Genomic DNA, 13,775 nt, shown 5'->3' with positions numbered 1-13,775 from the left:
CTCAGTCGGGCCGGGGCCCGCACTGATCCGGAATGGACGAGCGGCCTCTCCGGGCAGGGCCTGGAGGAAGGTGCTCAGGAGCGCGGCGCACAGAACGGTAATCGTTCAAGACACGCCGACGGTCTAGGTTACGGGGCCGGTTCCGGAGGGTCAAACCGGGCTCCCGCACGGCCGTGGGCCCCGCCTCGGCGGGGCCCACGGTGCGGAGCGGATCAGGCTTCGGTCGGAGCCGAGACGGAGGGCAGCGTCTGCTGCTCGGCCGCCGCGGTCTTCTTCGTCGCCCGCTTCGCCGCGGTCTTCTTGGTCGTGGCCGCCTTCTTGGCCACGGTCTTCTTGGCCGCCGTCGCCTTCTTGGCGGTGGTGGCCTTCTTCGCCGCGGTCGCCTTCTTGGCCGGAGCCTTGCGGGCGGCCTTCTTGGCGGGAGCGGCCTCGACCGCCTCCTCGGCCGGAGCCTCGGCCGCGGGAGCCTCGGCCGCCGGGGCCTCGGTCACCGGCGCCTCGACGACCACCACGGCGGCCTCGGCCGCGCCCGCCGGGGAACCGGCAGGTGCGGTGGCCTTGCGGGTGGCACGCCGGCGCGGACGGGCCGGCGCGGCCTCGGCCACGGGGGCCTCGGCGACGGGCTCGGGCTCGGCGGCCACGACGGCCGGCTCGGGCTCGGGCTCCACGACCGGCTCGGGCTCCGGCTCGGCCACCACGACCGGCTCCGGGGCCGCCTCGGCCGGGGCGCCCGCCGGGGCGGTGGCCTTGCGTGTCGCCCGGCGACGGGTACGGCCCTTCGGCGCGGCCTCCTCGACCGGCGCGGCCTCGACCGGAGCCTCGACCACAGCGGCCTCGACCGTCTCCGCCGCCTCCACGGCTTCGGTGACGACCTCGGCGGCCGGCTCCAGGACCGTGTCGGCCGGCTCGCTGACGGGCTCGGCCTCGACGACGGGCTCCAGGGCCGGAGCCTGGGCGGCCGCACCGCGCGGGGCGCCCGCCGGGGCGGTCGCCTTGCGGGTGGCCCGGCGGCGGTTGCGGCGGCCGCTCAGACCCGCGGCGGCCTCCGCCTCGGCCGGGCTGCTGTAGAGCTCCTCGTCCGCGACGAACTCCGGCTCGGGCAGGGCGCGCGGAGCGGCGACCTCGGCGGCCAGCTCCTCCACGGTCTCGAACTCCGCCTCGACCGTCTCGACCTCGTGCTCGTGCTGGTCGAACTCGGCCTTGCCGCCGCGGCGCTTGGCGCGCTTGCCGTTGCCGCCGCCGACCGCCGTCGGCGTCTCCATGTGCACGATGACGCCGCGGCCGTTGCAGTGGACGCAGGTCTCGGAGAAGGACTCCAGCAGACCCTGGCCCACCCGCTTGCGGGTCATCTGGACCAGGCCCAGCGAGGTGACCTCCGCCACCTGGTGCTTGGTGCGGTCGCGGCCCAGGCACTCCAGCATGCGCCGCAGGACCAGGTCGCGGTTGGACTCCAGGACCATGTCGATGAAGTCGATGACGACGATGCCACCGAGGTCGCGCAGCCGCAGCTGGCGCACGATCTCCTCGGCCGCCTCCAGGTTGTTCCTGGTGACGGTCTCCTCGAGGTTGCCGCCCTGACCGGTGAACTTGCCGGTGTTGACGTCGATGACGATCATCGCCTCGGTCTTGTCGATCACGAGGGAGCCGCCCGAGGGCAGCCACACCTTGCGGTCGAGCGCCTTGGCGAGCTGCTCGTCGATCCGGTACGTCGCGAAGACGTCGACCTCGGAGGTCCAGCGCGACAGCCGGTCGGCCAGGTCCGGGGCGACGTGGTTCACGTAGCCGTGGATGGTCTCCCAGGCGCTGTCACCGCTGACGATGACCTTCGAGAAGTCCTCGTTGAAGATGTCGCGCACGACGCGGACGGTCATGTCCGGCTCGCCGTACAGCAGGCTCGGCGAAGAGGTCGAGATCTGCTTCGACTTCTTCTGGATGTCCTCCCACTGGGCCTGCAGGCGCTCGACGTCGCGGCGCAGCTCGTCCTCGCTCGCGCCCTCGGCGGCGGTGCGCACGATGACGCCGGCGTCCTCGGGGACGATCTTCTTCAGGATGGTCTTCAGGCGCGCGCGCTCGGTGTCGGGCAGCTTGCGGCTGATGCCGGTCATCGAGCCCTCGGGCACGTAGACCAGGTAGCGGCCGGGCAGGGAGACCTGGCTGGTCAGGCGGGCGCCCTTGTGGCCGATCGGGTCCTTGGTGACCTGCACGAGGACCGACTGGCCGGACTTGAGGGCGGACTCGATGCGGCGCGGCCCGTTGGCCATGCCGAGCGCCTCGAAGTTGACCTCGCCGGCGTACAGGACGGCGTTGCGGCCCTTGCCGATGTCGATGAAGGCGGCCTCCATCGACGGCAGCACGTTCTGGACCTTGCCCAGGTAGACGTTGCCGACGTACGAGGTGGCTTCTTCCTTGTTGACGTAGTGCTCGACGAGCACGTTGTCCTCGAGGACGCCGATCTGCGTGCGGTCGCCGTTCTGGCGGACGACCATCACGCGCTCGACGGCCTCGCGGCGGGCCAGGAACTCGGCCTCGGTGATGATCGGGACGCGGCGGCGGCCCTGCTCACGACCCTCGCGGCGGCGCTGCTTCTTCGCCTCCAGGCGGGTCGAGCCCTTGATGGACTGGACCTCGTCGGAGGAGGTGGACTCGCCGCGCTCGCGGGCCGGACGCGGCTCGCGGACCTTGACGACGGTGCGGACGCCGTCCTCCTCGCCCGCCTCGGCGGACTCGGCGGCGTCCCCGCTGCGGCGGCGACGGCGACGACGGCGGCGGCTGGAGCTGGAGCCCAGCGCCTCGGCCTCGTCACCCTCGTCCTCCTCGCCCTCTTCCTCGTCGGCCTGCTCGGCGGCCGGAGCCTCGGGCTCCTCCTCGGCGGACTCGTCGAGTTCGGCGGCCTCGCCGCGGCGACGGCGGCGGCCGCCACGACGGCGGCGGCGGGACGGGCGCTCGCCCGACTCGTCGCCCTCTTCGTACTCGGCGGACTCCTCCTCGAGCTCGGCGGCCTCGGCCTCGGGCTCCTCCTCGGCGAGCACCTCGGGCAGGGACACCGGCGCGGACTCGGCGGCGGCGCCGCGGCCACGGCGACGGCGGCGTCCGGTCGGCTGCGGGGCGGGGGCCGGCGCGGCCTCGGCCTCGACCTCGGTCTCGGCCTCCTCCTCCGCTTCCTCCGCCTCCACGGCGGCGGCAGCGGCCGCGGCGGCCATGGCGGCGGTCTCGGGGGTCTGGAACATCGGCTCGGCGAACACCGGAGCCTGGAACACGGCCACGGCGGGGCGCGCGGCGCGACGGGCCCGGGCCGGGGCGGCGGGCTCCTCGGGCTCGACGGCGGGCTGCGGCGCGGCGGCGGCCGGAGCGGCGGAGCGGGTGGCGCGGCGGCGTCCGCCGCGCTTCGGGGAGTCCACGGCGTCGGCGACGGTCACGGCGCGGGCGGCCTTGGGGGCCTCCTCCTTCGCCTCGGCGGGAGCCTCTTCGGCGGCGGCCGGGGCGGCGACGGCGCGGGTGGCGCGGCGTCGGGCACGGGCCGGGGCGGCAGCGGCGGGCTCCTCTTCGGCGACGGCGGCGACGGCGGCCGGAGCGGCCGGAGCCTCGGCGGCCGGGGCCTCCACGACCTGCGCGGCCTCGGCGGCCGGAGCGGTCACGGCGGCCGGAGCGGTCACGGCGCGGGTGGCACGGCGGCGGGCACGCGGAGCGGGAGCGGCCGGAGCCTCCTCCACCACGGCCGGAGCCTCGGCGGCCGGAGCCTCGACCGGGGCCTCGGCGGCCGGAGCCTCGGGGGCGGTCACGGCGCGGGTGGCACGGCGGCGGGCACGGGGCGCGGGAGCGGCCGGAGCCTCCTCCTCCACCGCGGCCGGAGCCTCGGCAGCCGGAGCCTCGGGAGCGGCCACGGCGCGGGTGGCACGGCGGCGGGCACGCGGAGCGGGAGCCGCGGGCTCCTCGGTCTCGGCGGCCGGGGCCACGGCGGCCGGGGCCTCGACGACGACCTCGACGGCCGGGGTCTCGGGGGCGGCGACGGCGCGGGTCGCACGGCGGCGGGGACGAGCGGGGGCGGCGGCCGCTGCGGGCTCCGCCGCGGGGGCGGCCGGGGCGGCCTCGGTCACCGGGGTCGCCTCTGCGGCGGTGGCACCGGGCGGGCCGGCGGGCCGGGATGCGGCGCGGCGACGCCTGCGCGGGGGCAGGTTGTCGCTGGGGCTGCTGTTGTCGGTGGTGTCGTTTTCGTTGTTGAGCATTGCGGGCGGTTCTCCCGTCACGCTCCCGGGCGCCGCGGCTGACTTCCGGTCCGGCACGGCTCCGCGCAACGAGCGCGGAGCCGGCCTCCGGGGCGCGTTCGCCACACGGGAGCTGTAGTCCATGGCCGCCGGTTCCGTACGTGTTGTCCGTACGGCCTGGCGGAAGTCTTCAGGTCAGTGCGCGGCCCGACCCAGGTGGCTCCCGAGTGCCAGGGCTGCGCGACGACGACGATCCCTACGCGGCGGGACCTTCCGGCGCCTTCGCGTCGGCGGCTACGGCGGCCGTGGGTGGGGCGGCCGTGTCAGCCTCGCGGTCGGGCGCGAGCGGGTCGGTCACCGTGCCGGACTCCTCGTCGAAGAGCCCCTGCGCCAGCCTGGTCACCGCAGAGGGGACCGGCGGCGCCAGGTCGGCCACAGCTCGGAGACCGGACAGGACGTCGTCGGGTCGCACGGCAGGTGTCAGATGCCGAACAACCAGGCGCAGTATCGCACAGGCATTGTCCAGGGGCCTATCAGCCGGCGCAGGAACTGCCTCGAGGCTGACTACAGCGCCGCGCGTGTCGAAGGTCCGCATTCCGTTCTTGGTACGTCGCTGCACCTCCACGGTCTCGGCGGCCAGGAAGGCCGTCACCGCGCGCTCGGCCTCGGCGGGCTCCACGCCGTCCAGGCGCAGTTCCCATACGGAGGCCGTGAGCCGGTCCGCGAGGCCCGAGGTGCGGGCCTCCACGGCGTCGATGATGTCGAGCCCGGCCGGCATCGACTCGTCGAGCAGCTCGCGGAGCTTCTCGGGGTCGCGGGGCTCGGCGAGGGCGATCTCCAGGTATTCGGCCTCGCTGCCGGTCCCGGTGGGGGCGGCGTTCGCGTACGAGACGCGCGGGTGCGGGGTGAAGCCGGCCGAGTACGCCATCGGCACCTCGGCCCGGCGCAGGGCCCGCTCGAAGGCGCGCTGGAAGTCGCGGTGGCTGGTGAACCGGAGGCGGCCGCGCTTGGTGTAGCGCAGTCGGATGCGCTGCACCACCGGTGCGGGAGGCGGGCCTTCGGGCTGTCGCTTGCCCAGTGGTTCTTCTCCTTGTGCGGGGCTCCGCGGCTCGCGCGTCGCCCTGAGCGTCTGGGGGCCTGCGGGCCGCGCCCTGCCCCCGGCTCACCCCTGCGGTTCGTGCAGGGAGATCTCGCGAGCGGGCGTGTTGCCTGCGGCTGTCGTACTACCCAGAGTACGCGCCCGTGACCTCGCCGGTTCCCTGGGAGGAGTACCGAAGAGGGCCTGGCGTACCCCGGCCCGCGCGTCCCGGACGGCGGTGCGGGCCGTCCGCGCCGCTTCACCCGCGGCGGTGCGGGAGGTGCGCCACACCTGGCGTGCCGCGGTGCGGGAGGCCCGCCACACTTCGCGGACCAGATGTCCGGCGGGCGTGGCCACCTGGCGGTAGACCCATGCGGCGGGCCGGGCGACGCAGCCGCGCCAGAGCCACAGGAGCCCGCGCCCCAGGGCGCGGCTGACGCGTCCGGCGAGCCTCCAGGCGGAGGCGGCGAAGTGGCCGAGGGGGGTCAGGACGTACCGGTACAGGCCGCCGGCCAGCCGGGCCAGAGCGTGCCCGAGCGGGGTCAGCAGGTAGCGGTGGGCGCCGGCCGCGGCCGGTACGAGGAGGTGGCGCCACAGCGCCGCCCACGGCCAGACGAACACGGCGGCGAAGGCGCGCGGCAGCAACCACGCCAGGGCGTGCCCAACCGGGGTGAGGAGGTACCGGTGGATCGCGCCGGCCAGCCAGGCGGCGCCCCGGACGGGTGGCACGAGGAGGTAGCGGAACACCGCGGTGACCGTCCAGGCCACGGCGGCGCCCGTAGGCTTCAGCAGGTGCCGGAACACGGCCCGGACCAGGGCGACGAGCCCGTGGCCGGCGGGCTCGAGCAGGTACCGGTACAGCGAGGCGCCGACGGGGACGAGCACGTGGCGCCACAGCGCGGCCCACGGCCACACGAACAGTGCCTTGACCAGCCACTCCAGCGCGATGGCGGCTGCCCGGCCGAGCAGCGCGCATCCCTTGCCGAGCGGCACCAGGACCCACTGCCGCAGGGCGGTCCCGGCCGGAGCGAGCACGTACCGCCACAGCCCCGCCCAGGGCCAGTAGAGGACGGCCAGTGCCGTCCACGTGAGCAGCAGCCCGGTCCCCCGTGCCAGCCGGGCGAGTGCGCGCCCGGCCGGGGTCAGCAGGTGGCGGTAGAGCCAGGCGCAGGCGCGGGCCGCCGCGTCACCGGCCGGGCGCAGGGCGCGCCGGTGGACGGTGCGCGCCGCGAGGACGGCGAGGTCCCAGACCACGCGCACGGGCAGCACGATCACCACGGCCAGGATCCGGACCGGGATGCGGACCAGCGCGAACACGCACCCCTGCCCTGCGGGTGGGGGCTCTTGGCTGCCGGGCTTCTCCTGCTTTTCCAGGTCCATGCCCTTGACGACGCGCGACGGGGCCCGGCCGTTGCACGGGGCCCCGCCGGTCCCGGACGAACGCGACGCGCCCCCCGCCGGGAACGGCGGGGGGCGCGTCGGGGCCGGGCTCAGCCCGGGGTCACTTCACGACCGACAGCGGCAGCAGCTTCTTGCCCGTCGGGCCGATCTGGATGTGCGTGTCCATCTGCGGGCAGACGCCGCAGTCGAAGCACGGGGTCCAGCGGCAGTCCTCGACCTCGGTCTCGTCGAGGGCGTCCTGCCAGTCCTCCCAGAGCCAGTCCTTGTCGAGACCGGAGTCCAGGTGGTCCCAGGGCAGGACCTCCTCGTAGGTGCGCTCGCGCGTCGTGTACCAGGCCACGTCCACGCCGTACGCGGGCAGCGTCTTGTCCGCCGCCTCCATCCAGCGGTCGTACGAGAAGTACTCGCGCCAGCCGTCGAAGCGGCCGCCCGACTCGTACACGGCGCGGATGACGTCGCCGATGCGGCGGTCACCGCGCGAGAGCAGGCCCTCGACGATGCCCGGCTTGCCGTCGTGGTAGCGGAAGCCGATGGAGCGTCCGTACTTCTTGTCGGCGCGGATCTTGTCGCGGAGCTTGCCCAGGCGGGCGTCCGTCTCCTCGGCCGACAGCTGCGGCGCCCACTGGAACGGGGTGTGCGGCTTCGGCACGAAGCCGCCGATGGACACCGTGCAGCGGATGTCGTTCTGGCCGGAGACCTCGCGGCCCTTGGCGATGACGTTGACCGCCATGTCGCCGATCTGGAGGACGTCCTCGTCCGTCTCGGTCGGCAGGCCGCACATGAAGTAGAGCTTCACCTGGCGCCAGCCGTTGCCGTACGCGGTGGCGACGGTCCGGATCAGGTCCTCTTCCGAGACCATCTTGTTGATGACCTTGCGCATGCGCTCGGAGCCGCCCTCGGGGGCGAAGGTCAGGCCCGACCGGCGGCCGTTGCGGGTCAGCTCGTTGGCCAGGTCCACGTTGAAGGCGTCCACGCGGGTCGACGGCAGGGACAGTCCCACCTTGTCGTCCGTGTAGCGGTCCGCGAGGCCCTTGGCGATCTCCGCGATCTCGGTGTGGTCCGCGGAGGACAGCGACAGGAGGCCGACCTCCTCGAAGCCGGTCGCCTTGAGACCCTTCTCCACCATCTCGCCGATGCCGGTGATGCTTCGCTCCCGCACGGGACGCGTGATCATGCCGGCCTGGCAGAAACGGCAGCCGCGGGTGCAGCCGCGGAAGATCTCGACGGACATCCGCTCGTGGACGGTCTCGGCCAGCGGGACCAGCGGCTGCTTGGGGTACGGCCACTCGTCGAGGTCCATGACCGTGTGCTTCGACACCCGCCACGGCACGCCGGAGCGGTTGGGCACGACACGGCCGATGCGGCCGTCCGGCAGGTACTCGACGTCGTAGAAGCCCGGCACGTAGACGTTGCCGGTCTTCGCCAGGCGCAGCAGGACCTCCTCGCGCCCGCCCGGCCGCCCCTCGGCCTTCCAGGTGCGGATGATCTCGGTCATGTCGAGGACGGCCTGCTCGCCGTCGCCGATGACCGCGCAGTCGATGAACTCCGCGATCGGCTCGGGGTTGAAGGCCGCGTGACCGCCCGCGAGGACGATCGGGTGGTCGACCGTGCGGTTCCTGGCCTCGAGGGGAATGCCCGCGAGGTCCAGGGCCGTGAGCATGTTGGTGTAGCCCAGCTCCGTGGAGAAGGACAGGCCGAACACGTCGAAGGCCGAGACCGGGCGGTGGCTGTCCACGGTGAACTGCGGCACCTTGTGCTCGCGCATCAGGGCCTCGAGGTCCGGCCACACGCTGTAGGTGCGCTCCGCGAGCACGCCCTCGCGCTCGTTCAGCACCTCGTACAGGATCATGACGCCCTGGTTGGGCAGCCCGACTTCGTACGCGTCCGGGTACATGAGCGCCCAGCGGACGTCGCACGACTCCCACGGCTTCACCGTGGAGTTGAGCTCACCACCGACGTACTGGATCGGCTTCTGCACATGCGGAAGCAGGGCCTCAAGCTGAGGGAAGACCGACTCGGTCATCACGCGACTTTCGTGAAGCGGGCAGGGGGCAGCTCTCAAGCGTACCTCTAGGCCCGGCCGCCCCCATCCACATGATCATCCAAGCGCCGCCCGCAGCGCCGGATCAGAGGATTTCGCCCAGACGCCGGCAAGCTCCCGTTCGCTCCGCTCGGCCAGGGCCTCCTCCCGGGCGTGGAGCACGCCCCAGGTGAAGGACGGCTCGCCCGCGGCGGACGCCTCGACGCCCAGGCCGCGCAGGGCCTCGCGGGAGACGACGCTGTCCTGGTGGTCGCCGAGCAGGCTCTGGACCGCTTTCACGGCCTTGGCCAGGCGTTTCACCGGTTTGCCGAGTGCGGGCGTGGCCGCCTCCGCCGCGTAGCGGGCGCGCTTGGCCGCCTTGCGGGCCTCGTGCAGGGCCAGGTCGCGTTCTGCACCCGGCTCCATGGCGAGCGCGCCCTCGACCCGGCCGGCGAGGCGCTCGAAGTCGCGCAGCACCGCCTTGGGCAGGACGCGCTCGGGCCGCCCGCCGGCGGCCTTGCGCAGCGGGGGCTCGGCCAGCACCGCGTCGAGACGGTCCAGCAGGGCGAGGTAGCGGGCGCTGTCGAGCGCCGCCAGCGCCCGGCGGCGCGACCCCGAGCGGCGGGTGTTGTTCCACGTCCGCAGCCGGCCGCGGGCCGGGCCGAGCAGCAGGGTGCGCGGCAGTTCGTCGAGGCGGGTCTGGATCCGCTCGTGCAGGACCTCTTGGTCGCGGTCGACGCCGAGTTCGCCGGCGAGCCAGCGCAGTTCCTCGCCGATCGGGTCGGTGACGGCCCGGTCCAGCACCTTGCGGTAGCTCTTGAAGGTGCTGCGCAGCCGTCGGGTGGCGACCCGCATCCGGTGGACGGAGTCCGGCAGTCCGCGGCGCACGGCCGGGTCCGCGGCGATCAGGGTGTCGCGCTGTTCGCGCAGGTACGCGAGGACGTGCGCGCCCGCCGTGCCTTCACCGGGATCCGCCGCGGCCGGCGACGGGGCCCCGGCGCCGGCCTCGGCCTCGTCCCCGGCGCCGGTCTCGCTGAGGGCCCGGGCGAGTTTCGAGGGGGCGCCGGAGGGACGGAGCCCGGCCTTGCGGAAGGTCTTCTCGACCGCGTCGAGCAGCCGGGGGTCCGCCCCGTCGGCGAGTTCGACCTCGACCTCGGTCCAGGCGGCGGTGGCCTTGCCGCGCTCCGCGCGGACCGTGTCGGTGCTCAGTTCCGCGAGCAGGGCCCCCTCGGCGTCCAGGAGGTGGCTGACCTGGCGTGAGGACAGGAGCCTGACCTGCGGCTCCAGGCCCGTGCCGCGCACCCGGGAGCGCAGGAGGGCGGTCAGGGAGGCCGGGACGGTGTCGCCCAGCGGCGCCGCGATCTCGTCGCGGACGCCCGGGGAGACGGGCAGTTTGAGGTGCCAGCCCGCGTCGGCACCGCCGGTCCTGCGCCGCAGGGTCAGGCCGTCGGCGGCGAGCCGGTGGTCCGGGGTGTCGTAGTAGACGGCGTCGAGGTCGACCGTGCCCTGGTCGCAGACGGCCGCGATGGCGGCCGTGCCCGTCAGGTCCGGCACCCCGCGCCGGGCCGCCGACGCCTTAGTGAACTCGAATTTCCGCTCGATCTCGCGCTTCGTGTCCGCCATAGACCGAACTTAATCCCGACCGGATCAGGACGGCAGGGTGAAACGGGGATCAGGCCGACAATGGCCGCTGCACCTTGATGGACTGCAGCAGCCCGATGGCCACCCAGACGGCGAACATCGACGAGCCCCCGTACGAGACGAAGGGCAGCGGGAGCCCGGCCACCGGCATGATCCCGAGGGTCATCCCGATGTTCTCGAAGGACTGGAACGCGAACCACGCGATGATGCCGGCGCACACGATCGTCCCGTAGAGCTCGGTGGTCTCACGGGCGATCATGCAGGCCCGCCACAGCACCACGCCCAGGAGCAGCAGGATCAGCCCGGCTCCGACGAAGCCGAGCTCCTCCCCCGCCACCGTGAAGACGAAGTCGGTCTGCTGCTCCGGCACGAACTGGCCGGTGGTCTGCGAGCCCTTGAAGAGCCCGGAGCCGGTGAGCCCGCCGGAGCCGATCGCGATGCGCGCCTGGTTGGTGTTGTAACCGACGCCGGCGGGGTCGAGTTCGGGATTGGCGAAGGCCGCGAAGCGGTTGATCTGGTACTCGTCGAGGACGCCGAGCTGCCATATCAGGACGGCACCGGCCACGCCCGAGCCGAGCAGGCCCAGCACCCAGCGGTTCGAGGCGCCGGAGGCCAGCAGCACGCCGAGCACGATGACGACCATGACCATCACGGAGCCGAGGTCGGGCATCAGCATGACGATGCCCATGGGCGCGGCCGCCAGGCACAGGGCCTTGACGACCGTGCGGTGGTCGGGGTGGGTGAGGTCGCCCGCGTCCACCCGGGCCGCCAGCAGCATCGCCATGACCAGGATGATCGTGATCTTCACGAACTCGGAGGGCTGGAGGGAGAATCCGCCGCCGATCACGATCCACGCGTGGGCGCCGTTGATGGTGGCGCCGAGCGGGGTGAGCACCGCGAGGATGAGCAGGAGCGAGATCCCGTACAGGATCGGCACCGCGCCGCGCAGCGTCCGGTGGCCGAGCCAGATGGTGCCGATCATCAGCACGAGGCCGATGCCGGTGTTCAGGGCGTGCCGGGCCAGGAAGTAGTACGGGTCCCCCTGGTTCAGGGAGGTCCGGTTGCGGGTCGCCGACCACACCAGCAGGGCGCCGATGAAGGACAGCGCCAGCGAGGAGAGGAGGATCGGCCAGTCGAGCCGGCGCACCACCGAGTCGCGGGCAGTGAGCTTGGCGAGGGCCCCGCGCTCGGGCGCATACCGGGAGACGGAGAACTTGTTGGCGGTCTGCATGTCGTTTCGGTCCTCAGTCGTGCTGCGCGGGGCGCTGGGCGGGCGGGCCGGCGAGCGCGGGCGGCGCCAGCTCCTCCGGGGACGGCGGCACGTACGGCCGGATGTCGGGCGAGTCGATGGAGCCGTCGGGGCGGATCCTGGGCAGTTTCGTCTCGGGCCCCAGCAGCAGGGCCTTCTTCACGTCCTGCTTGCCCGACATGTCGAGGCCGTAGATGGCGTTGTAGATGTTGCGGACGGCGGGACCGGAGGCCCCGGAGCCGGTGCCGCCCTGGGAGATGGTCATGACGATCGTGAAATCGTCGGTGTAGGTCGCCAGCCACGAGGTGGTCTGCTTGCCGTACACCTGGGCGGTCCCGGTCTTGGCCCGCATGGGGATCTTGTCCAGCGGCCAGCCGCCGAACCGCCAGGCGGCGGTGCCCCCGGGCTCGACGACCATGCGCAGGCCCTTGTCGAGGTTGGCGATCGTCTTGGCGTCGATCGGCAGCCTCCCGTGGGACCTGGGCTTGATCATCTCGACGCGCTTGCCGTCGGGGCTGATCACGGCCTTGCCGACGGTGGGGTTGAAGAGGGTGCCCCCGTTGCTGATGGCGGAGTACGCGGTGGCCATCTGGATGGGGGTGACGAGGACGTCGCCCTGGCCGATGGCGAAGTTGATGCTGTCGAACGCCTTCAGCTGGTTGCCTTCGAGGCAGCTCTCGTAGGCGATCTGCTCGACGTAGGTGCCGCCCTTCTTGCCCTGCTTGCACCAGGAGTCCTTGTTGGCGGCCCAGAAGCTCTTCTTCCACCGGCGGTCGGGGATGCGGCCGGTGACCTCGTTCGGCAGGTCGATCCCGGTCTCCGAGCCGAGCCCGAACTCGCGGGCGGTGCGGTAGAACCAGTCGTGGGCGTCCTTCTTGGGCTTCAGGCCGCCGTCGCGCTGCCACTCCTTGTGCCCGAGGGCGTAGAAGACCGTGTTGCAGGAGAACTTGAGGGCCTCGCCGAGGGTGATGGGGCCGTGCCCCTTGGACTCGAAGTTCGCGAAGCTGCGGTTGCCCATGCTGTAGGAGGCGCTGCAGTTGTACTTGTCGTCGAAGTCGTAGCCGGCCCGGACGGCCGCGCTCGCCGACACCACCTTGAAGATGGAGCCTGCGGGGGCCTGGCCCTGGATGGCCCGGTTGAGCAACGGGTAGTTGGAGTTCTTGCTGGTGAGCCGGGCGTAGTCCTTGGCGGAGATGCCGCCGACCCAGGCGTTGGGGTCGTAGTCGGGCTGGGAGGCCATGGCGACGATGCGGCCGGTCTTGGTCTCCATGACGACGACGGCGCCCGAGTCGGCCTCGTACTTGCGGCCGGTGATCTTGTCGGTCTCCTGGCGGACGGTCTTCATGGCCGCCTGGAGCTCGTACTCGGCGACGGACTGGACACGGGCGTCGATGCTGGTGACGAGGGTGGATCCGGGCACGCCCGGATCGGACTCGGTCTGGTGCATGACCCGGCCGAGGTTGTCGACCTCGTAGGAGGTGACCATCGCCTTGCCGCGCAGCTGCTTGTCATAGGTGCGTTCGATGCCGGAGCGGCCGACCTGGTCGGAGCGCAGGTGCGGCGAGTCGGTGTCCTTGGCCTTCTGGATCTCCTCGTCGGTGACCGGCGAGAGGTAGCCGAGCACCTGGGCCGTACGGGCCCCGCCGGGGGCCGGGTAGCGGCGGACGGCGGTGGGCTCTGCGGTGATGCCGGGAAAGTCCTCGGGTCGTTCGCGCAGCTGCAGCGCCTGCTGCGTGCTGGCTTCGAGGGTGATCGGGATCGGCTGGTAGGGGGAGCCGTTCCAGCAGGGCTTGGGGGTCTGGGAGTCGCAGAGCCGGACCTTGTCCATGACCTCCTTGGGGGCCATGCCCAGGACGTCGGCCAGGCGGGTCATCACGCCCTTGCCCTTGTCCTTCATCTTCATCAGCGCCGTGCGGCTGGCGGAGACGACCAGCCGGGTCTCGTTGTCGGCGAGCGGGACCCCGCGGGCGTCGAGGACCGACCCCCGCACGGCGGGCCGGACGACGCGCTGGACGTGGTTGCTCTTCGCCTCGTGGTAGTACTCCTCGCCGTTGCGGATCTGGAGGTACCACAGGCGCCCGCCGAGGGTGATCAGCATCGAGAGGACGAGCACCTGCATGATGACGAGCCGGATCTGCACCCGGGAGGTGCGGCCGGTCTCCGGAACATTGGTCACGTCGGCTC

The 13,775-nt window shown here is 73.0% G+C and carries 7 protein-coding genes; all 7 read right to left on the bottom strand.

Annotated features, from left to right (window positions below):
* Window positions 1-212 precede the first annotated feature (212 nt).
* Window positions 213-4,223 (bottom strand): Rne/Rng family ribonuclease, encoded by a 4,011-nt coding sequence (locus tag AB0D44_RS18080; protein ID WP_362591491.1) that lies wholly within the window; start codon window positions 4,221-4,223, stop codon window positions 213-215.
* Window positions 4,224-4,458: 235 nt separating this feature from the next.
* A complete protein-coding gene (locus AB0D44_RS18075; RefSeq protein WP_362591488.1) occupies window positions 4,459-5,238 on the bottom strand; it encodes a TIGR03936 family radical SAM-associated protein in 780 nt (259 codons plus the stop codon).
* Window positions 5,239-5,364: 126 nt separating this feature from the next.
* Complete coding sequence (locus AB0D44_RS18070) at window positions 5,365-6,660, bottom strand: hypothetical protein (RefSeq protein WP_362591486.1); 1,296 nt, start codon at window positions 6,658-6,660, stop codon at window positions 5,365-5,367.
* 121 nt (window positions 6,661-6,781) lie between these two features.
* Window positions 6,782-8,707 carry a TIGR03960 family B12-binding radical SAM protein gene (locus tag AB0D44_RS18065; RefSeq protein WP_362591483.1) on the bottom strand — a complete coding sequence of 642 codons (1,926 nt, stop codon included), beginning with the start codon at window positions 8,705-8,707 and terminating at the stop codon, window positions 6,782-6,784.
* A gap of 72 nt (window positions 8,708-8,779) precedes the next feature.
* A complete protein-coding gene (locus tag AB0D44_RS18060) occupies window positions 8,780-10,324 on the bottom strand; it encodes a CYTH and CHAD domain-containing protein (RefSeq protein ID WP_362591480.1) in 1,545 nt (514 codons plus the stop codon).
* Window positions 10,325-10,373: 49 nt separating this feature from the next.
* Window positions 10,374-11,573, bottom strand: a complete 1,200-nt coding sequence (gene rodA, locus AB0D44_RS18055) for a rod shape-determining protein RodA (protein ID WP_362591478.1) — start codon at window positions 11,571-11,573, stop codon at window positions 10,374-10,376.
* 13 nt (window positions 11,574-11,586) lie between these two features.
* The gene (gene mrdA / locus AB0D44_RS18050; protein ID WP_362591475.1) at window positions 11,587-13,767 is read right to left on the bottom strand and encodes a penicillin-binding protein 2; all 2,181 of its coding nucleotides are present in this window, start codon (window positions 13,765-13,767) and stop codon (window positions 11,587-11,589) included.
* Between the last annotated feature and the right edge of the window lie 8 nt (window positions 13,768-13,775).

This window comes from Streptomyces sp. NPDC048349, from assembly GCF_040651925.1.
Lineage (GTDB): Bacteria > Actinomycetota > Actinomycetes > Streptomycetales > Streptomycetaceae > Streptomyces.
The sequence above is the reverse complement of the archived record's forward strand: the minus strand, read 5'-3'. Positions and strand labels throughout refer to the sequence as shown.

Bases quoted from the DNA above. Each gene is read 5' to 3' on its own strand.
- rodA (WP_362591478.1), bottom strand. From the start codon at position 11,573: ATGCAGACCGCCAACAAGTTCTCCGTCTCCCGGTATGCGCCCGAGCGC.
- AB0D44_RS18070 (WP_362591486.1), bottom strand. From the start codon at position 6,660: ATGGACCTGGAAAAGCAGGAGAAGCCCGGCAGCCAAGAGCCCCCACCC.
- AB0D44_RS18060 (WP_362591480.1), bottom strand. From the start codon at position 10,324: ATGGCGGACACGAAGCGCGAGATCGAGCGGAAATTCGAGTTCACTAAG.
- AB0D44_RS18080 (WP_362591491.1), bottom strand. From the start codon at position 4,223: ATGCTCAACAACGAAAACGACACCACCGACAACAGCAGCCCCAGCGAC.